We start from the raw sequence: 19930 nt of genomic DNA on the forward strand, positions 1-19930 counted from the left end.
TAGAATATGACAGACAAATTTATTTTTCAACCAACACCCTCCGATCAGTTACAAGCACATTATGATGTGATTATTATTGGTTCTGGTGGAACAGGTTTAACCAGTGCTCTTCAAGCCCACGAATTAGGCTTAAAGCCAGTAATTTTAGAAAAGATGGCTAAGATTGGTGGCAATACCACGAAAGCTTCTTCTGGAATGAATGCTGCAGAAACTATGGTGCAATTAAGTCATCACATTGTTGATAGTTACGAGGATTTTTATGACGATGTCTATCAAGGCGGCGGGCAGCGTAATAATCCTGAATTACTTCATTATTTTACTGAGCATAGCGCTTTAGCAATTGATTGGCTAGCCGCTCATGATATTCATTTAGATGATTTAACGATTACAGGTGGAATGAAAGTTATGCGGACTCATCGTCCCGCTTCTATGGCACCTATTGGGGGTTTTTTAGTAACAGAATTGTTAAAACAAGTTGCCCAAGCCCAGCTTCCTTTATTTACTCAAGCCCATGTAACGCAATTACTACAAGAAAATGGCAAGATGAGCGGTGTTCAAGTAAAAATTGGTGAGCAAGAATGTCAGGTGTTGGCGCCGGCAATTATTTTAGCAACGGGTGGATTTGGCGCTGGTAAAGAGTTAATTCAAAAGTATCGTCCTGACTTGGCAGAATTAAAAACCACCAATCAGCCAGGAGCTCTTGGTGATGGCATTCAATTAGCTCAGGCTATCGGAGCAAAAGTGGTTGATATGGATCAAATTCAAGTTCATCCAACCGTCCAGCAAGATGGAGAACGCCCATACTTAATTGGTGAAGCAGTTCGTGGTGAAGGTGCTATTTTAGTTAATAAACAAGGTCAGCGTTTTGTCAATGAATTAGATACCCGCAAGAATGTTACTGCCGCTATTAATGCTCTCCAAGAAAATGGAGCAACTTTAATTTTTGACCAGGGGATTCGGCAGCGAGTAAAGGCTATTGAATTTTATGATCAAATTGGCTTAGTCAAAACCGGTCAAAGTTTAAAAGATTTAGCAGAGCAAAACGGATTTGACGCAGAAGTTTTCCAGCAAACTATTAAGACTTGGAATCAATCTGTACAAGATCATCAAGATTCTCAATTTAGCCGCCAAACGGGTATGGAGCGGTCTATACAGTCTGCACCATATTATTCAATTCATATTGCCCCTGCAGTGCACTATACTATGGGAGGCATTGCAATTAATGCCCAAACGCAAGTATTAAATCAACAACAAAAAGTGATAGCTGGTTTGTTTGCCGCTGGTGAAGTAGCAGGCGGTTTACATGGTAATAATCGTATTGGTGGCAATTCAATTGCCGAAACTATTATTTTTGGACGTCAGGCTGGACAACAAGCCTTTAAATATATACAAAAAGGAGCTTACTAAATGAATTTAACGAAACGCAAGGTACTATTAGTGGGAGATGGCGCAGTTGGTTCATCTTTTGCTTTTTCTTTGCTACAAAACTGCTCTGTAGAGGAACTTGTAATTACAGATTTAAAAAAAGAGCATGTTCTTGGTGACGTTGCTGATTTAGAAGATATTGTTCCTTTTGGGACTAATACCAAAATTAAAGCTGGTGACTATGCGGATGCCCATGATGCAACAATTGTTGTAATTACTGCAGGAGTTCCCCGTAAACCTGGTGAGAGTCGGTTAGACTTGGTTCAAAAAAATTATCGAATTTTGAAATCAATTGTTGATCCTGTGGTAGCTAGTGGTTTTCAAGGTTATTTTGTAGTTTCTAGCAATCCAGTAGATATTTTGACAACTTTGACTCAAAAGATTTCAGGATTTCCTAAACATAAAGTCATTGGTACTGGAACTTCGTTGGATACAGCGCGGTTACGGGTTTTATTAGCACAAAAACTTAATGTTGCTCCTAGTGCAGTTAATAGCTATGTCTTAGGTGAACATGGCGATAGTTCCTTTGTTAATTTTGCAGAAACAACAGTTTCAGCAAAACCATTATCAGAATTATTGGAATTAAGTGCAGACGAACAAACGGATATTGAAAAACAAGTGCGTGCTAAAGGTGGCTACATTATTAATAATAAAGGGGCAACTTTTTATGGCGTAGCTCGCTGCTTAGTGGAGATTTGTCAAGCAATTTTAGATAATAAAAATTTGGTTTTGCCAATTTCAGCACCAGTAAATGGGGAATATGGTTTACATGATTTGTACTTAGGCTTGCCAGCTGTAATTAACAATAGCGGCATTAGTCAGGTAATTGAGACACCTTTAACGGTTGATGAAGTATCCAAAATGCAATCTTCAGCTGCACAACTGCAAGCAATTTTAGAACAGTTGTAAATAGAAAAAGGAGAAACTCCATGAAACTGAACAAAGTAAAGTATTCAAAATTTATTTGGCCGGTGTTAATCGGTTTGATTATTTGGGTTGCAACTCCCTGGCGGCCAGCCGGGTTAACAGCTGCAGCTTGGCATATTTTAGCAATTTTTGTGGCGACAATTATTGGTTGTATCACGCAGCCACTACCGATTGCCGGCGTTGCTATTATTGGAATCACCTTATCAGTATTATTGAAGATAGTGCCTATGGATGTGGCAATGTCTAGTTTTGGTAATGGTACTGTGTGGATGATTGCTATGGCCTATTTTATGTCACGTGGTTTTATTAATACGGGATTAGGCCGGCGAGTTGCCTTACATTTTGTGAGATTATTTGGTAAAAAAACCTTAGGTTTGGCGTATTCCTTAATTGGGGTTGATCTTTTAACTTCCCCTGCTACACCAAGTAATACAGCACGGGCCGGCGGGATCGTTTATCCAATTATTCAGTCATTAGCAGAAACCTATGGTTCCAAGGTAGGCGATGGAACAGAACGTAAGATCGGATCTTTTCTAGTATTTGCAGAGTACCATGGTGATTTAATTACTAGTGGTATGTTTATGACAGCGATGGCACCTAACTTGGTTGCAGTTGCTTTAGCTAAAAGCCTACATGTTAATATGTCATGGATGGGCTGGTTTATGGCAGCATTATTGCCAGGTTTAATTAGTTTAATTGTGGTCCCTTGGCTAATTTATAAAATGTATCCTCCAGAAATTAAGGATACTCCTAATGCTAAAGAATGGGCTGAAACCGAATTAGCTAAATTAGGTAAAATTACTTTCCCAGAAAAAATCATGGCTACAGTCTTTATTATGGCTTTGATCTTGTGGATGCTTTCAAGCTTTATTAATTTAGAAGCTTCTTTGGTTGCCTTTATGGCCGTATCTATATTGTTGATTTGTGGTGTTTTATCAGTTAATGATATTTTACATGAAACTGGTGCTTGGAATACATTGGTTTGGTTCTCAATTTTGATTTTCATGGCTAACGAGTTAAATAAACTAGGCTTTATTCCTTGGTTGTCAAAATCCATTTCTAGTTCTTTACATGGAGTCGGTTGGGGATTAGTCTTAGCTATTTTAGTAGTGTTTTATTTTTACAGTCATTACTTATTTGCAAGTGGAACAGCACATGTTTCCGCTATGTACGGAGCTTTATTGGGGGTAGCAATTTCTGCTGGTGCTCCACCAACTTTAGCAGCCATGCTCTTAGGATTTACAGGGGCAATTTTTTCATCAACTACTCACTATGCTAATGGACCGGCATCGGTTTTATTTGGAACAGGTTATGTAGATCAATCTAGTTGGTGGAAATACAACTTTATTTTAGGATTTTTCTATCTCTTTGTCTGGGGAGTACTCGGTGTATTGTGGATGAAATTAATCGGTATTTGGTAAAAAGAATTCATTTTGAAGAATTGATAATTTAAATTACAATTATATGTTACCTAGTTAGAATCAACTAATTTTAATAGAGCATGAAGGGATAATTATGGAATTTGTGACGACTGATCAGGTTCATCTTCATTATCAAGATGAAGGTCAAGGATTGCCGGCAGTTTTATTGGCAGGTTTAGGTAGTTATAGCGTAGTGTGGGAGGAGACTAAGCAATTTTTGTTAGAACGCAACTACCGCGTGATTACGTTGGATGCGCGCAATCAAGGTTTATCTGAGCATACGGCTAAAGGTCGGCGAATTAGTCGTCATGCAGCCGATGTTGCCGAGTTGTTGCAAAGATTAGATTTGCAGCAAGTATTAGCCATTGGAAACTCACTAGGGGCAGCTACATGGTTTAGTTATTTAAGTATTTTTGGTTCTAGTCGCCTTTTAGGTGTAGTGGATATTGATCAAAGTCCTAAAATGGTTACAACTGCAAGGTGGCCTTATGGTTTTAAAGAACTAACAAAAAGCAATTTTTGGGATTATTTAAAACAACCCTTTGGTCGCGCTACTTACCAAAATTTGCCTAATAATATTTATCAAATGAATAAAGCGTTGCAGGCAAAAGCACCCTATGATTCAGAACTTAATTATCCCTTGCTGTTAGATCATGCAGCTCAAGATTGGCGTGATGTGATTTGTACGATAAAGATCCCCTTATTGATAGTTGCAGGACAACAATCGCCCTTTTTTGATTATCATTTTGCTTTAAAAACAGCGCAATTGGCCTCTCAAGGGCAAGCAGCAGTTATTGAACAAGCTGGACATTTACCAATGGCTGAGCAAGCACTTAGCTTTAATCGACAACTGCAAAATTTTATCCAGAATATTAGCTAAGCCTGATTTTCTAATAATACTCTTTGAGCAACTGATTCAGTAGTAATAACTTCTGTTAGTAATTTACCTCTTAAGGCACCTAATAATGCTGCACTCTTGAATTTACTTTTAACAATACCAATACGTGTGGGAATTTTTAAAATAGTTTCTAAAGAAGCCCCAAAGAGTTTATCTTGTTGGAAATTGAGAATATTACCTTGGCTATCAAATGGACGTCCATATAAAAATCCGACTATTTGATGAGGATCAACTTGAGATAATATTTGGGATCGTTGCTGTTGCCAGATTTTAACTGAATTTAAAGAAGCTAAGGTACCAATTCCTGTAAATAATAGCTCTGCTTGCTGCATTTGTTGAAAAACTTCAGCAAGAGCTGGTTCCAAAACTAATTGTTGGCGTACTTGATCGTTAATGATATATAAGGGTGCTGGTAGGGTCTTATAATGGGCGCCGAATTTGGCCGCTGCTCTTTGGACGATAGGAGTTGCTCCCGCTGGAGAGTCATTTTTCATGTTAGCACCCATTAAAGGTACAAAGAGTAAGTCTTCCTGGGTTTGGATTTGAAAATGATTAATAATGTTTAAAACGGTTTGTCCCCAAGTGACGGCAACAATTTTACTATGATTAATTTTTTGTTGGATATTTTGGGCTGCAAAGGCAATTACGTTGTCACTATTGTCATTAAATGAATCAGCATCTTTAATAACAGCAATATTCGATAAATTAAAGAGCTTTTTAAATTGAGCTTCTAACTCAAGATTACGTTGGAGGGGATCTTCAATGAGAATCTTAACAATACCGCTGTTAACGGCTTCGTCCAGATATTTAGTAATTAAATATCTGCTCAAGTGATATTTGGTAGATATTTCGGCAATGGAAGTTTGTGACAAGTAATAGTCACGGGCAATATCAGCTAATTGTTGGCGATGAGTTAAATTATTCATAAATTTTCTTCCTTTTTATCAGTAAAAATGAATTTTACAATTTAATAGTGTTTTTTAATTTTTAAAAAAATATGATTAAAATTGATAAATTTAAAAATTGAGCGTACACTGAAGTTGGGCTAGTTGGTATTGAATGCATAAAGAAGGTTGAATGATGAGCGAATTAGAAGAGATATTAAAATTGCATGCACTTCATACGGGTGTTTTAGATATTAAGTCTGATTTAGATGTTACTAATCGTCAAGAATTAGCGCAAGCTTATACACCAGGTGTTTCTATGCTATCAAAACAAATAGAAGCACACCCCGAACTAAAAGATAAGTATACCATGAGTGGTAAGTTAGTAGCGTTAATTACCGATGGTACAGCAGTCTTGGGCCTAGGTAATATTGGTCCTGCTGCGGGTTTGCCGGTTATTGAGGGAAAGGCTTTATTATATAAGGATTTAGCAGATATTAATGCAATACCAATAGCCTTAAATCAAGTAGATATTGCTCAAGCAGTGGCCACTATCAAAAACATTTCCTTGTCCTTTGCCGGAATACATTTAGAAGATATTGCAGCTCCTCGTTGTTTTGAAATTGAAGAACAGCTTAGCAATTCATTAGAAATACCAGTTTATCATGATGATCAAGAGGGTACTGCAATTGTAGTATTAGCGGGCTTGATTAATGCAGCTAAAGTTGTGCATAAGAATCTGCAAGATCTACACATAGTTATTAATGGAGTAGGGGCCTCCGGTTTTGCAACAGCACGCTTATTATATCAAATAGGAATAAAACATTTGGTTTTAGTAGACAAGCAGGGTGTTATTACCGCTGACGATACCCATTATAATGAATATCAACGTAATTTAGCGAGAAAGTTACAGACGCCAGTAGCTTTAAAGAATCAGCCGCTAGCTGCTGTTATTGCACACCAGGATGTTTTTATTGGACTTTCTGATAAGAATGTTTTGCAAGCGCAAGATGTGCAAAAAATGAATTCTCAACCAATTATTTTTGCTTTAGCTAATCCAATACCTGAAATTGATCCGCAAATTGCTCAGCAAGCTGGTGCTGCTGTGATAGCCACTGGATCAAGTAAGTACCCCAATCAAGTTAATAATATTTTAGCTTTTCCAGGTTTGTTTAAAGGTCTTCTAGACAGTTCTATAACTAAAGTTGATGCAGGCTTACAAAAAGTTGTTGCTCAAGCTTTAGCCCAAATTGTTACTCAACCAACAACGCAAAAAATAATTCCAGATGTTTTTGACAAACAAGTAGTAGCAACAGTTAGTCAAGCTGTTCAAGATTACTCGCAGCAGCAGAAATGAGGGGAAAATGACAGTTATTGAGCTGAATTTAAGCTTACCTGAAGTAAAAAATCAGTGGCAAAACTTTTTGCAGAAATTAGGGATTAATAATTTTTCAACTGCAGAAATCCAGCAATTAGATCTAACTTTGGGATTATATGAAGATGAGCAATTGGTAGCGACGGCTTCCGCGGCCCACAATGTAATCAAATATGTTGGTGTTTGTCAACAGGACAGTACACCAGGAGCACGCTTTAATCAGATTATCAGTGAGCTAACTAGTCGATTATATCAACAAGGAATTTTTCATTTATTTGTTTTTACCAAGCCTCAATACTCTCTTAGCTTTCAACATGTGGGATTTAAACAATTGGCTGATTCTTCACAAGCGGTGTTTTTAGAAACGGGAACGCCTGATATTCAAGATTATTTAGCACAATTGCCGCAAGTTAGCCAGTCTCACCCACAAAAGATTGCTGCCATTGTTATGAATGCTAATCCATTTACTTTGGGCCATCGATATCTTGTCAAAAGAGCCTTGCAGCAAAGTGATTATGTGTATGTTTTTGTTGTAAACACGGATGCTTCTTTATTTAAAACTTCTGAAAGAATACAATTGGTCAAGGCAGGATTAAAGGATCTACCACATGCCTTAGTTGTAAATGGCGGTGATTATATGGTAAGTTATGCTACATTTCCGGCATACTTTCTTCAATCAGGCCAAGACGTAGTTAGATATCAGACAACATTAGATGCACATATTTTCCGCGATTTAATTGCGCCTGCTTGCCAGATTAGTACGCGATTTTTAGGTAGTGAACCACTATCACCGACGACAGCAATCTATAATCAAGTTCTTCAACAGGAACTACCGCCAAAAGTGCAAGTACAAGTAATTGAGCGCAAGCAAAGCGACTCCCAAAAGGTTATTAGCGCTTCTACGGTTCGTCAAGCTTTAGCGCATAACCAATTAGCTACTATTAAAGATTTAGTTCCAGCAACTACTTATCAGTTTATGCAAGAACATAAAGCGCTATTAGAAACTAGAATTAAGGAAGGAATGAGAATTAATGGAAATTAAAGAGACCGCAGTAGCGGGAACTTTGGAATCTTCTGATATTCAAATTATGATTACTAAGGCTGATCAGGGCATTAGCATTGAATTAGAATCAGATGTCGCTAAACAATTTGGACAGCAAATTAAGAAAGTTATTACCGATACTTTAAAACAGTTAGATATTGATGCAGCACATGTTAAAGCAGTAGATAAAGGAGCTTTGGATTGTGTAATTAAAGCTCGTACAATTGCTGCTGCTCAAAGAGCTACCAAAACTGTTGATACTCCAGCATGGGAGGTTTTGTAATTATGGCAGAAACAAAAGAACGTCTACGCCGGACAATGATGTTTGTACCTGGTAATAATCCAGCAATGGTTAAAGATGCTGGTATTTATGGTGCTGATTCGATTATGTTTGACTTAGAAGATGCAGTTTCAATGAACGAAAAGGATGCTGCGCGAGATTTAGTTTATGAAGCATTACAGACTCAAGATTATGGAAATGCTGAATTAGTTGTACGGATTAATGGTGCCGATACCCCTTATTACCATAACGATATTTTAGCGATGGTAAAAGCTGGAATTGAAGTTATTCGTTTGCCGAAAACCGAAACGGCGGCAATGATTGAACAATTAGAAGCCGATGTATTAGCAGCAGAAAAACGCTTTGGCCGTCCTGAAGGCTCGACTCATCTGATGGCAGCCATCGAAAGTGCTAAAGGAGTTTTAAATTCGCCTGAAATTGCGGCTGCTTCTCAACGAATGATTGGAATAGCTTTATCTGCTGAGGATTATACTACAGATATGAAGACACACCGATATCCTGATGGCGCTGAGTTACAATTTGCCCGCAATATGGTGTTGCATGCTGCCCGTGCTGCTGGAATTGCAGCTTTTGATACAGTTTTTAGTAATATGAATGATCCAGAAGGCTTTTATCGGGAAACCGAATATATTCATCAGTTAGGCTTTGATGGTAAATCTTTAGTTAATCCACGGCAAATACCAATGGTTAATAAAGTATATCAGCCAACTCAAGCTGAAATCGAAAATGCTCAAAATGTAATGAAGGCAATTGAAGAAGCAAAAATTAAAGGCTCTGGCGTTATTTCCATGAATGGACAAATGGTTGATCGCCCAGTAGTTATGCGAGCTCAAAGGGTAATGATGCTTGCCCAAGCAGCACACCTTGTTGATGAGGAGGGAAACTAAATTGAAAAATAGTGTCAATCGGCAATTACCAGAGGAAATAATGCAGCAATTAGGTTATCAAGCTTTTCAGTCAACTGAAATTGGAAGCCCTGATATTCAACGTGTAGCCCCTAAAGTTCATGTATCTACCGGTAATGATAAGTTATGTACATCTTTAGAAGAAGTAGTCAAAAAAACAGTTCAAGATGGAATGACTATCTCTTTTCACCATCATTTTCGTAATGGTGACTTTGTTTTTAACCAAGTTATGCGAATCATTATTGATGCTGGCATTAAAAATCTAACTTTAGCACCATCATCTTTGACAGGTGTTATGAACGATTTAGTGATTGAAGCTATTAAGGCTGGGACAGTAACTAATATTACTAGCTCTGGTATGCGGGGATCTTTAGGTGATTTTGTTTCTCATGGTGGATTGAAAAACCCAGTAATTTTCCGTTCTCATGGAGATCGGGCTCGGGCAATTGAACATGGTGACATTAAAATTGATGTAGCCTTTTTAGGTGTTCCTAATGCTGATCGTTTAGGTAATGCTAATGGAATGCAGGGTAAAGCAGTTTTTGGATCTTTAGGTTATGCATTAATGGATGCCCAATATGCAGACAAGGTAGTATTATTAACTGATAATTTAGTTTCTTACCCTAATACTCCAGCATCTATCAAACAGACTCAAGTTGATTATGTGGTCCAAGTAGATCAAGTTGGTGATCCAGAAAAAATTGGTTCAGGTGCAACACGTTTTACCAAAGATCCTAAAGAATTAAAAATTGCATCTTTAGTTAATGAGGTCATTGTTAATTCACCATACTTTAAAGAAGGTTTTTCTTTTCAAACTGGTTCAGGTGGAGCAGCTTTAGCAGTAACTCGCTATTTACGCCAAGCGATGTTAGATCATAAAATAAAAGCTTCCTTTACTTTAGGCGGTATTACTAAGCCTATGATTGATTTATTAGATGAAGGTTTAGTTGATAAGGTCATGGATGTTCAGGACTTTGATAAAGGTGCTGCTGAATCCATGCAAAAGAATGCCCATCAACAAGAAATTGATGCGTCTTGGTATGCCGATCCTGATAATAAAGGTGCAATGGTTGATCAATTGGATGTGGCTATTTTAAGTGCCTTAGAAATTGATACCAAATTTAATGTTAATGTTATGTCTGGCTCTGATGGCGTAATTCGTGGGGCTGTAGGTGGCCATCAAGATGCAGCAACAGCCAAAATGACAATTATTTGTGCACCTTTAGTTCGGGGCCGTATTGCTACAGTTGTACCAGATGTTACTACTGTAGTTACCCCAGGAGACTCGATTGATGTTTTGGTAACAGAGTATGGGATTGCAATTAACCCTAAGCGTGAAGACTTACAACAGGCCTTTAGTAAAGTTCGGTCTTTACCGGTTTATACAATTGAGGAATTACAGCAATTGGCTGCTAAAAAAGTTGGTCAGGCAGCACCATTAGAGTTTACTGATCAAACTGTGGCTTTAGTTGAATATCGTGATGGTACTATTATTGACCAAATTAAAGCTGTTAAAGACTAAATAATAGATTACATCTACGATAGACGGCACGATATTTTTATTGATAATATAGCAATAACGGAAAGTTCATCATAAATTAAAAGTAACTTGTGTTTAATTGATGAAGGTTACAGGCGCGGGTGGAACATTATCTGGTTCCACTCTTTTTTGAACGAAAGGATTAATTGATATGGCAACCAGCATTTTTACAAGCGGTGAAATTCAGGAAATTACTGATGTTTTGGCTAGCCGGGATCGTCGAGTCTTGATACAACGTCAAATTTTGCATACTTACCCTGAGGCAGTTTTACTAGATGTAAAATTAAATATTCCCGGTCCAATTAAGAATAATATCTTTTTACATCAGTTATTTAAAACTGGAGAACAACGCTTAATATCAAGGTTGCCTTCTTCAACTAGGGTAATACAAGAAGATAATCTTCCCAGTGGTAATGAAGCTTTTTTGATCTGTAATCAATTAGTAAGGCAGTTAAAAAAATCAGCAGTAGCTTTTGAAGAAAATGATGCATTAGGTCGGTTATTTGATATTGATGTTTTAACCTTAAATCAACAACGAGCCTATTCCCGTCAAGATTTAAATTTGCCACCGCGCAAATGTTTTGTTTGTGCTCGTCCTGCTAAAGAGTGCGCCCGCAGTCGCCGACATGATCTTCCAGAATTGCAAAGGGTAATTAGTCAAATTTATCAAAATGAGTTTGCAGGCTTAGAGGTTAAAAATCATGAGTAAAATGAGTTTATCTCAGTTAGCCTTGCAGTCTTTATTATATGAGGTTAGTGTCCAGCCCAAGCCGGGGTTAGTTGATCCTGTGTCTAGTGGTCCACATTTTGATATGAATGTTTTTACTTTTATCAAGAGTGCTTTGAGCTTACAAGATTATTTTCAACAATGTGAAAGCTTAGGATATAAGTTTGATCAAAAGGATTTGACACAGTTATTCCAACAAGTACGCTTTGTAGGAATAAAAGCTGAACAGCAGATGTTGGAGGCAACTGGAGGAGTTAATACCCATAAGGGGGCTGTTTTTTCTTTAGGAATTGCAGTAAGTGCTAAAGCATATGAGCAAAAGCATCAACATCAAGATTTTAGTGCTATCGTTCAACAAATGTTGCAGAATCTTTTAAAAGATGATTTTCAAGTATCAAAGTTACAACAACAAGCACACTTAACTGCCGGCCAGCGGTTATATCTACAATATGGCTTAACAGGTATTCGTGGTGAAGCACAGCAAGGATTTCCAACGGTGACAAAATGGGCTTTGCCTTTCTTAAAAAAAAGCACCGGTACCATCAATCAGCGTTTATTAGATACCTTAATGGTTATTTTGTTGCATTCACAAGACACGAATTTGATTAAACGGGCACAGACTCCGCAAGTAATAATGTGGGCACAAACGCAAGCCCGTCAATTTTTAAATCTTGGCGGTGCTAAAAATCCAGCAGGTTGGCAATTCTTACAAGAATTAAATCATATTTTTTTGGAGAAAAATTTAAGTTTAGGTGGCAGTGCTGATTTATTAATTTTAACGATTTTTTTGGCTTTGTTGGAACAGGTTTTGTGAAAGGCAGGACCCAAATGAATACACGTGACTTAGATTATTTTAAAATATTAGTTGAAAAAAAGAGCTTCACAGAAGCTGCAATAGCTTGTGAAGTGTCGCAACCGACAATTACGGCAGCCATTAAGCGTTTAGAGCGGGAGTTTTCTGTAAAATTAATTGAGCGTGATCGAGTTCACCAACGCTTAGGGGTCACCCGTGCGGGCAAGATTCTTTATCAAAGTGCTACTGCAATTAATCTAAAATTAGCTAATACTCAAAAGGAATTGGCGGCAACTAAACAAGCAGTCATTCGCTTTGGATTGCCGCCGATTATTGGCACTGCTTATTTGCCACAATTAGCAGAAAAATTACAACAAAAAAATTTATTGTCGTTATTGAATATTGTGGAAACTGGTTCAAATGCCTTATTAAAGTTAATGCGCTCAGGTGATATTGATTTAGCACTTTTAGCTTCAGCGATACCTTTAGATTATGCGGATTTACAAGCGCAGGTTATTGGCCGGCGCCCCTTTTGCATTGCGGTGAGTCCGCATAATCATCTAGCAAAATATGATCGAATTTCATTTAAAGATTTAGCTGATGAGGAATTTATTGGAGTTACAGCTCAATATGTACATCCACGAGTATTTCAAAATTTCTGTCATTATGCAGCTATTAAACCGCAAATTGTTTATGCAGCTCCTGATATTAGTTGGGTCAAAGGATTAGTTCAAGCCAATCTGGGGATTGCCTTATTAGCCGATGATGCAATTTTACCGACTGATTGTCTGCATAAGATTTATTTAACAGATGATTATCCGGAACGTTTCAATATTTCTATCGTTCAGCGCCAAGAGTATGTTTTATCAGCGTCAGAATCACAGTTAGTCCAAGAACTATTACAAATGAATATCTAAATTACAATTTAAGAATGGAAGTTAGAAGCCAGAAGCTTAGAGGTTTGGGGACTGGTTAGAAGTAAATTTCTGTTTTGTAACTTTTATCCAAGTTTATTTTTAAAATTATATAATTGGAAGCAAAAAAGCACTCTGCAAAAATTAAAAATATTGCGGAATGCTTTTTTATTTACAAGTGAGATTTTTTATAGGTCTTGCTTTGTCTTTGAAAGGTAGAAGCAACTAATCGTTAAAGTTACCAGTTTCAACGTCCTGAATAAATTTTTTCAAATGTGCAAAATAAACCGGTGCATTATCAATCATATGATGATGACCGCCATTAGGAGTGGTCTCTAGGCGAGCATGAGGAATTTCCTGCTGCATAATTCTTGCAGTAGCTAAGGGCATTGTTTCATGTTCACCAAAAGTTAAGAGAGTTGGGACGGTAATTTCGTGCAAGTGCTTACGAAAATGCCAATCTTTAAGTTTGCCGGTAATCACAAATTCGTTATCACCTTGAAAAACATTATAGACATCTGTGGCCATGGTTGAAACCAAATGACGAATAGCTTCTGGCTGTTTACGATCAACATATTCAGCATTAAGAATATCTACATAACTTTGATAAGTTGGGTCATCCAGTTTGTTTTCTTGCTCAATTTTTTCCATATAAGCTACTTTTTTAGCACCTAGAGTATTTAAGCGGCATTGATTGACACTGCGGACATATTCATCGATTTCATCAACCATACTGGAAATAATGGCACCTTTAAGATGTTGGCCATATTTGGCAGCATACATTTGAACTAATAAACCGCCCCACGATTGACCAATTAAATAAAAATTGTCTAAACCCAGTTTTTGCCGGACTTCTTCTACTTCATTTAAAAAGTAATCATAAGTTAAATATTTTTCGGCAATTTGGGGATCACTATAATCAGGTTGATCCGAATAAAAAGATCCTAATTGATCATACATAGAAACTTGGACGCCTAAGTCTGCTAGCTCTTGACCAAAGTTTTCCCAATATTCATGGGTACCACCGGGACCGCCATGCAAACATAATAACTTAATATCGCCATGACCCACAGTTCGGGTCCATAAATGATAACCATTATCGAGCGTGATGATTGTTGTACCTTGTTTCATAACTTCACTCTTTTCTTTCAAGATATCTTTATCATACCAAAAATGAGAATAATTTAATAGTAAAGTCTCTAACTGATGGCTAATAGTTAAAAAACAGCATATTTCTTCTATCGATACCTAACATATAATTAAATAATTGTCTTTTTTGGTGGTATCAGGAAAATGTACTTGGCAAAAGTTTACTTCAGTGTTATAGTGTTATAGTACAGAGATAAGAGAGGAGAAATGTCATGAAGTTTAAAGACAATGTTCCGATCTATTTGCAAATTAAAGATATTATTAATCGGCAAATTATTGCTGGAAAATATTCACTAGGAGCAAAAATTCCTTCGGTCCGCGACTTATCTGTGCAATTAGGGGTTAATATTAACACTATTCAAAAAGCGATTAATGAATTGGTACAAGAAAGTGTAGTAGTAACTAAACGCGGATTAGGAAATTTTGTTACTGAAGATGTGCAGATAGTTGATGAACTCAAGGACGATTTAATTAAGCAAACAATTGCGGATATGTATGAGGCCTTAACTGCTATGGGGCTTGATCAAGGAGAAATTTTTTATTATATAAAAATGTATTTAGCAGAAAGGATGAAAGATGATGACCAATCTAGTACAAATCAATAATTTAACTTATCGGAAAAATAATAAGACCATTTTACAAGATGTAAATTTAACACTTTCTGCAGGTCATTTTGTCGGTTTAGCGGGCGCAAATGGCGCTGGGAAAACTACTTTAATGCGTTTGATTGCAGGTGTGGCCAAAAATTATCAAGGCCAAATTATGGTTGGCGGCTCCAGTGATGAAGTGGCTAAGAAAGCAATTGTCAGTTATTCGGACGAATTATTAGGTTTTAACCGCCAAACAACAATTCAAGATGTAGTTTATTTTTATCAAACAGTATATCCAGACTTTTCCAGCGAACGTTATCAAAATTTGTCTCAATTTCTGAAATTGAAAAATACTGACCGGTTATCCGTTCTATCAAAGGGAACTAAAGAACGTTTGACAATTGCTTTAACATTGGCGCGTCAAGCTTCACTTTATCTACTCGATGAACCTTTTAGCGGCATTGATGTCATGAGCCGTAAGCAAATTATTCAAGGCATGCTTAATTGGGTTTCAGAAACTGCAACGGTAGTTATTAGTAGTCATCATTTGGAAGAAATTGCTAATATTTTAGATGAGTTGGTCATTATTAAGCAGCAAACTATCTTAGAGCATCGTTCGACTGATGATATCTTAGAACAAGAACATCTCTCTATTGAAGATTACTTTGAAAGTCTTTATCAAGGAGATGAAAATTATGACTAAATTCACTAATGTGATTAAAGTCAGCATACAGAGCCGGTTGCGTATGACGACACGTTTATTAATGATTAACTTAATAGTAGTTGCTGTATCCTTTGTGTTTACACTTTTTGTTAGCACAGTAAGGCCTTACTGGTCACTGAGCTTGTTTTTGAATTTGTTATTTTGGATAATAATTTTTGCTATTGCTATTATGGTACAAATGATTATTTCTTCAAGAAATAACTTACGTAGTAATCGTTTTCGACTGATACCAATCACTGAAACTAAACTGTATGTAGCAGATAGTCTGAGCTCATTGATTAGTTTTATTTATGCCAATATTATTCAGGTGATAATTTTATTTGTATCTTTAAAATTATTATGGCTGACGCTTCCTAATGACGATATAGGTGCAGGATTCCGAGCAGGATTTATTCATGGCAATAGTCATTCTGGTGGTGTTGGAGGCAATTTAGCAAGTCTTTTATCACCAATATTAATTATTATGTTAGTGCATTTAGTCGATTTTTTTAGTACCTTTATTTTGAATTATATTCCTGGTGGTGCTCAAAAATTCGTTAAAATTATAGTTTATCTTGTTGTCATTTCTATTGCTGTTTATCTTATTTTTAATGTAATCAAAATTTTATATTCATTATTTACCGGCAATTTAGTTCATCAAGCTACCTCAATTTGGCTGGCTAATGGTGTAATTGCTGCTCTAGTTATAGTAGTAGGAGCGATTAATATTTATTTATTACGTCGTGTAGAAACTATTCGCTAATAATCAATGGTGGAGGTTAAAATGACTAAATTTTCACGAGTTTTAAAAGTTACTTTACAAAAACAACTGGCAATGTTGACGCGTACCATATTGATTTACTTATTAGTGGTGGCAGTTTCCTTTATCTTTTCCTTATTTATTTCCACTTCGGGTAAATATTGGTCAACTGGCTTAATGGGTAATGTTTTTGCCTGGACTCCAATTTTTATAATAGTTTATCTGGTGCGTTTGATTTTGCTATCGAAAAATCAAATGAAGAGTAATAGTTTTCGCTTAATTCCAATATCTACCAATAAGCTATATCTAGCAAATATTTTAGGAGTTTTTATTAGTTTGCTGTATGTTCAAATTATTCATAGTATTTTTATTATTTTAAGTGTTGTATTAGGTTTCTTTACAATTCCTCATGCACAAATTTCTGGCTTTTATTGGCGGCAAGTATTTACCCCACAAACTATTAATGCCAGTCTCGGCGGTTTGTTGCTGGGTATGTTATCGCCAATCCTAATAGTTATTTTAGTTCATTTAATTGACTTTTTTAGTACGGTGATTTTAAAGTACATTCCCGGTGGCGCTCAAAGAATTGTTAGGGTGATTGTCTATATTATAGTTATCGCCTTAGTAATTTATATTTTGTCTAATATTTCTGGATTAGGGATATCAATTGTTAATGGCAGTTTCTTAGAAAGAGCGGGAGCTGTTTGGTTAGTCGATGGTGAATTCATAATTTTTGTTATCTTGGCAATTTTGATTAATTTAGGATTGTTACGCAGTGTAGAAACTATTCGTTGAATTTAATTTATATGTTATTCTACCTTAAAAACTAAAGCTAGGACTTGTAGATTGAATTGTATTGGATAAGTCTTTTAAAATACAAAAATAAAATTATTTAAAAACATGGAGTTAAGGCAATAGTGCTGTTTTAACTCCATGATTTGGTTTGTCAGGTAATTCTAAGTAGCAGCTCTTTACTATTAATTGAACCTAAAGTATGCTACAATATTTCGTTAATATTGGAAGAGGGCCAGGAGTGAGGGTCATGGCAAAGACAAAAAAATACGACGAGCAACAATTAGAGCAGCAGCATTTACAAGATATTATTCAACAAATTAAGCAAGCTAAAAATAAACTGACGCATAGTATTAGTCATGCGAAAGCTGATATTGATGATATTAATCGCACCTTTAACGATGATGTACACATTAGTTTGGGGGATGACTCGGTTTCTATTGCGGCAGCACTTTCAATTCACCAACAGCAGCAAATGCTTGCCGAACGCAATAATGCTTGGCAGCGATCGCAACAACAATTGGGAATTTTGGAAAAATTAGAAAAAAATCCATATTTTGCCCGGATTGATTTTCGTGAATTACCCAGTGGTAAACCCGAGACTATTTATATTGGATTGGCCTCTTTTACAGATCAGCAGAATCATTTTTTGATTTATGATTGGCGGGCACCCATTTCTTCAATTTATTATGATGGGAAATTAGGCAAAGTTACCTATCAAACTCCTGATGGTGAGCAGGCGGTAGAAGTTTCCTTAAAGCGTCAATTTATTTTGGAAAATGGGCGGATAGTTTCCATGTTTGATACCCAAGAAACTATCGGCGACCAAATGCTACTAACAGCTTTAAATCAAAATGCTTCAACAAAGATGCAAGGAATTGTTACTACTATTCAACAAGAACAAAACCAAATTATTCGTGATACTAAATCCGATTTGTTATTTGTTCAGGGAGCCGCTGGTTCTGGTAAAACTTCTGCAATTTTACAACGTATAGCTTATTTGTTGTATCGCTATCGAAAGAAATTAACTTCTGGACAAGTTGTGATGTTTTCGCCGAATATGCTTTTTAATGATTATGTCAGCCAAGTTTTACCGGAGATGGGCGAACAGAATATGGTGCAGATGACCTATCTACAATACGTTGCACGGCGCCTACCACAAGTACAAGTACAAAATCTCTATCAACAGTTTGAGCAAAGTCAAAAGAAAGTAGTTTCTAATGCCAATCAATTAGTAGATGATTTGGACTTTTTTAAGTTTGAAACTCAATATGCGCAACACTTAGGCCAAGGCGGGGTGCATTTTCGCAATCTTTATTTCCATAAAAAGGTTCTGATTGCGCGGGAAAAAATTGCTGAGATTTATTATGGTTTTGGCCCGCAATATAATCTTTTAAATCGTATTGATGCCACTAATAATGCCTTGATAAAAATTGTCCAGCGCAAGATTAGTACAGAAATGCGTAAAAAATGGGTACAAAATCAAATTCAAGATCTCAGTCAAGAAGAGTTACGGCAATTGTATGATTTCCCTGATCAAGAGTTCAAGAATAGCAATGAAGAAATGAAGTTTTTGGCCCGCAAGATTGTTACCCAAGCCTTGCGGCCAGTAGTTAAACAGATTCGTCACCATGGTTTTATTAACTTTGCAGCAACTTATTATGAATTTTTAAAACAAGTGCCGCAACTATTGTCCTTGGAACAATATCATATCAGCAATACAGAATGGCAAAATTATCTAGCAGAGTATGCCCGTGATTGGGAAAACAAAAAAATCTCTTTAAAAAATATTTCGCCTTATTTATATTTATATGATTTAATCACAGGGCACCACGGTGATTTAACAATGAAATTTGTATTTATTGATGAAATTCAAGATTATACACCATTTCAATTAGCATACTTGCAATACAATTTTCCTCGGGCTCGTTATACAATGTTAGGAGATTTAAACCAAGCTATTTTTACCCAAGATAATGCCCATAGTATTCTCCAGGAAGTAAGCCATTTATTTGATCCGGAAAAAACTCGAGTTGTGCAGTTAACCCATTCTTATCGTTCAACCAAGCAAATTACCAACTTTACTAAGCATTTATTGACAGCTGGTGAAAAAATTGTTCCCTTTGAACGTTCCGGTAAGCTGCCGAATATTATAGTTAGTTCTGCTTCTGCTGCGATGTTGACTGCTGTTCAAACCCAATTGCAAAAAAATCACCATGAACATTACGTGACTGCAATTATTACGAAAGATTTAACGCAGGCTCAGCAATTAACGCAACAACTACAAGCACAAAATGTTAAGATTACTTTAATTAAATCGGAGAATCAGCGTCTCGCTGCTGGAGATTTGGTCATACCAGCTTATTTAGCTAAGGGATTGGAATTTGACGCTGTTATTATGTGGAATGCGACGGCTGGTGAATTTTCCAGTAATGATCACCAGTTGATATATACAATTACTTCCCGGGCCATGCACCAGTTAACAATTATCGCACAGCAAAAGTTAGATCCGATTATTGCTGCAATTCCCCCAGAGTTAGCCCGTTGGGAATAATTAGTTAGTGTTAAATTTAAAAATTTGGGTGATAGCTTTCTTAATAAATTGACTTCAATTCTATTAGAGAAAGAAGCACATTTAAGAATATCGCAGAGGACTGTGGCAAATATTTTGTCGCGGTCCTATTTTTATACTAATTATTACTGTTTTTAAGCAAAATGATTGCTTCATCGTACTAGTTTTTATTAAAATTATTATTTGTGTTTTAATTATGGAAGAAAGAATGT

General features: G+C 36.4%; 19 protein-coding genes. 17 read left to right on the forward strand and 2 right to left on the reverse strand.

From position 1 onward, the window contains the following. Positions 1–6: 6 nt before the first annotated feature. From EQ827_RS02080 to EQ827_RS02095, 4 genes are all read left to right on the forward strand, one after another. Complete coding sequence (locus EQ827_RS02080) at positions 7–1407, forward strand: flavocytochrome c (protein WP_181189321.1); 1401 nt, start codon at positions 7–9, stop codon at positions 1405–1407. Further along, positions 1408–2334, forward strand: coding sequence for an L-lactate dehydrogenase (locus EQ827_RS02085; protein ID WP_181189322.1), 927 nt, complete (start codon positions 1408–1410; stop codon positions 2332–2334). Positions 2335–2354: 20 nt separating this feature from the next. Beyond that, positions 2355–3773, forward strand: coding sequence for an anion permease (locus EQ827_RS02090; protein WP_181189323.1), 1419 nt, complete (start codon positions 2355–2357; stop codon positions 3771–3773). Between the two features lie 94 nt (positions 3774–3867). After that, positions 3868–4653 (forward strand): alpha/beta fold hydrolase, encoded by a 786-nt coding sequence (locus EQ827_RS02095; protein WP_181189324.1) that lies wholly within the window; start codon positions 3868–3870, stop codon positions 4651–4653. Here EQ827_RS02095 and EQ827_RS02100 read toward each other — a convergent pair. Further along, positions 4650–5597, reverse strand: coding sequence for a sugar-binding transcriptional regulator (locus EQ827_RS02100; protein ID WP_181189325.1), 948 nt, complete (start codon positions 5595–5597; stop codon positions 4650–4652). The genes EQ827_RS02095 and EQ827_RS02100 overlap by 4 nt on opposite strands. Before the next feature lie 154 nt (positions 5598–5751). Between EQ827_RS02100 and EQ827_RS02105 the strand changes: the two genes are divergently transcribed. The 8 genes from EQ827_RS02105 (at position 5752) to EQ827_RS02140 (ending at position 13155) form a co-directional block, all read left to right on the forward strand. Then, positions 5752–6912: an NAD(P)-dependent malic enzyme gene (locus tag EQ827_RS02105; RefSeq protein ID WP_181189326.1), complete on the forward strand. Its 1161-nt coding sequence runs from the start codon at positions 5752–5754 to the stop codon at positions 6910–6912. Between the two features lie 7 nt (positions 6913–6919). Then, positions 6920–7972, forward strand: coding sequence for a [citrate (pro-3S)-lyase] ligase (gene citC, locus EQ827_RS02110; protein WP_181189327.1), 1053 nt, complete (start codon positions 6920–6922; stop codon positions 7970–7972). Beyond that, entirely contained in the window at positions 7962–8255 is a 294-nt protein-coding gene (gene citD, locus EQ827_RS02115; RefSeq protein WP_181189328.1) for a citrate lyase acyl carrier protein, read from the forward strand. The genes citC and citD overlap by 11 nt, the downstream gene beginning before the upstream one ends. A 2-nt stretch (positions 8256–8257) precedes the next feature. Then, positions 8258–9160 carry a citrate (pro-3S)-lyase subunit beta gene (gene citE / locus EQ827_RS02120; protein ID WP_181189329.1) on the forward strand — a complete coding sequence of 301 codons (903 nt, stop codon included), beginning with the start codon at positions 8258–8260 and terminating at the stop codon, positions 9158–9160. A 1-nt stretch (position 9161) separates the two neighbouring features. Then, positions 9162–10700, forward strand: coding sequence for a citrate lyase subunit alpha (gene citF, locus EQ827_RS02125; RefSeq protein ID WP_181189330.1), 1539 nt, complete (start codon positions 9162–9164; stop codon positions 10698–10700). A gap of 169 nt (positions 10701–10869) precedes the next feature. After that, on the forward strand, positions 10870–11427 hold the full coding sequence (citX, locus tag EQ827_RS02130; protein ID WP_181189331.1) for a citrate lyase holo-[acyl-carrier protein] synthase: 558 nt from the start codon (positions 10870–10872) through the stop codon (positions 11425–11427). Next, the gene (gene citG / locus EQ827_RS02135) at positions 11420–12259 is read left to right on the forward strand and encodes a triphosphoribosyl-dephospho-CoA synthase CitG (protein ID WP_181189332.1); all 840 of its coding nucleotides are present in this window, start codon (positions 11420–11422) and stop codon (positions 12257–12259) included. The genes citX and citG overlap by 8 nt, the downstream gene beginning before the upstream one ends. A 14-nt stretch (positions 12260–12273) precedes the next feature. Further along, positions 12274–13155 carry a LysR family transcriptional regulator gene (locus EQ827_RS02140; RefSeq protein ID WP_181189333.1) on the forward strand — a complete coding sequence of 294 codons (882 nt, stop codon included), beginning with the start codon at positions 12274–12276 and terminating at the stop codon, positions 13153–13155. Positions 13156–13377: 222 nt separating this feature from the next. Here the strand turns inward: EQ827_RS02140 and EQ827_RS02145 are convergent, their stop codons facing one another. Beyond that, positions 13378–14283 (reverse strand): proline-specific peptidase family protein, encoded by a 906-nt coding sequence (locus EQ827_RS02145; RefSeq protein WP_181189334.1) that lies wholly within the window; start codon positions 14281–14283, stop codon positions 13378–13380. A gap of 230 nt (positions 14284–14513) precedes the next feature. Between EQ827_RS02145 and EQ827_RS02150 the strand changes: the two genes are divergently transcribed. The 5 genes from EQ827_RS02150 to helD all read left to right on the forward strand — a co-directional run bounded on the left by EQ827_RS02150 (position 14514) and on the right by helD (position 19700). Continuing rightward, positions 14514–14906, forward strand: coding sequence for a GntR family transcriptional regulator (locus tag EQ827_RS02150; RefSeq protein ID WP_181189335.1), 393 nt, complete (start codon positions 14514–14516; stop codon positions 14904–14906). Then, a complete protein-coding gene (locus tag EQ827_RS02155) occupies positions 14881–15594 on the forward strand; it encodes an ATP-binding cassette domain-containing protein (protein WP_181189336.1) in 714 nt (237 codons plus the stop codon). Before EQ827_RS02150 ends, EQ827_RS02155 begins: the two co-directional genes overlap by 26 nt. Further along, positions 15587–16357: a hypothetical protein gene (locus EQ827_RS02160; protein WP_181189337.1), complete on the forward strand. Its 771-nt coding sequence runs from the start codon at positions 15587–15589 to the stop codon at positions 16355–16357. The genes EQ827_RS02155 and EQ827_RS02160 overlap by 8 nt, the downstream gene beginning before the upstream one ends. Positions 16358–16378: 21 nt before the next feature. After that, on the forward strand, positions 16379–17149 hold the full coding sequence (locus EQ827_RS02165; RefSeq protein WP_181189338.1) for a hypothetical protein: 771 nt from the start codon (positions 16379–16381) through the stop codon (positions 17147–17149). A gap of 247 nt (positions 17150–17396) precedes the next feature. Next, positions 17397–19700: an RNA polymerase recycling motor HelD gene (helD, locus tag EQ827_RS02170; protein WP_181189339.1), complete on the forward strand. Its 2304-nt coding sequence runs from the start codon at positions 17397–17399 to the stop codon at positions 19698–19700. Positions 19701–19930 lie beyond the last annotated feature (230 nt).

This window comes from Bombilactobacillus bombi (assembly GCF_013607485.1).
GTDB classification, from domain to species: Bacteria; Bacillota; Bacilli; order Lactobacillales; family Lactobacillaceae; genus Bombilactobacillus; species Bombilactobacillus bombi_A.

Bases quoted from the DNA above. Each gene is read 5' to 3' on its own strand.
- EQ827_RS02080 (WP_181189321.1), top strand. From the start codon at position 7: ATGACAGACAAATTTATTTTTCAACCAACACCCTCCGATCAGTTACAA.
- EQ827_RS02085 (WP_181189322.1), top strand. From the start codon at position 1,408: ATGAATTTAACGAAACGCAAGGTACTATTAGTGGGAGATGGCGCAGTT.
- EQ827_RS02090 (WP_181189323.1), top strand. From the start codon at position 2,355: ATGAAACTGAACAAAGTAAAGTATTCAAAATTTATTTGGCCGGTGTTA.
- EQ827_RS02095 (WP_181189324.1), top strand. From the start codon at position 3,868: ATGGAATTTGTGACGACTGATCAGGTTCATCTTCATTATCAAGATGAA.
- EQ827_RS02100 (WP_181189325.1), bottom strand. From the start codon at position 5,597: ATGAATAATTTAACTCATCGCCAACAATTAGCTGATATTGCCCGTGAC.
- EQ827_RS02105 (WP_181189326.1), top strand. From the start codon at position 5,752: ATGAGCGAATTAGAAGAGATATTAAAATTGCATGCACTTCATACGGGT.
- citC (WP_181189327.1), top strand. From the start codon at position 6,920: ATGACAGTTATTGAGCTGAATTTAAGCTTACCTGAAGTAAAAAATCAG.
- citD (WP_181189328.1), top strand. From the start codon at position 7,962: ATGGAAATTAAAGAGACCGCAGTAGCGGGAACTTTGGAATCTTCTGAT.
- citE (WP_181189329.1), top strand. From the start codon at position 8,258: ATGGCAGAAACAAAAGAACGTCTACGCCGGACAATGATGTTTGTACCT.
- citX (WP_181189331.1), top strand. From the start codon at position 10,870: ATGGCAACCAGCATTTTTACAAGCGGTGAAATTCAGGAAATTACTGAT.
- citG (WP_181189332.1), top strand. From the start codon at position 11,420: ATGAGTAAAATGAGTTTATCTCAGTTAGCCTTGCAGTCTTTATTATAT.
- EQ827_RS02140 (WP_181189333.1), top strand. From the start codon at position 12,274: ATGAATACACGTGACTTAGATTATTTTAAAATATTAGTTGAAAAAAAG.
- EQ827_RS02145 (WP_181189334.1), bottom strand. From the start codon at position 14,283: ATGAAACAAGGTACAACAATCATCACGCTCGATAATGGTTATCATTTA.
- EQ827_RS02150 (WP_181189335.1), top strand. From the start codon at position 14,514: ATGAAGTTTAAAGACAATGTTCCGATCTATTTGCAAATTAAAGATATT.
- EQ827_RS02155 (WP_181189336.1), top strand. From the start codon at position 14,881: ATGACCAATCTAGTACAAATCAATAATTTAACTTATCGGAAAAATAAT.
- EQ827_RS02160 (WP_181189337.1), top strand. From the start codon at position 15,587: ATGACTAAATTCACTAATGTGATTAAAGTCAGCATACAGAGCCGGTTG.
- EQ827_RS02165 (WP_181189338.1), top strand. From the start codon at position 16,379: ATGACTAAATTTTCACGAGTTTTAAAAGTTACTTTACAAAAACAACTG.
- helD (WP_181189339.1), top strand. From the start codon at position 17,397: ATGGCAAAGACAAAAAAATACGACGAGCAACAATTAGAGCAGCAGCAT.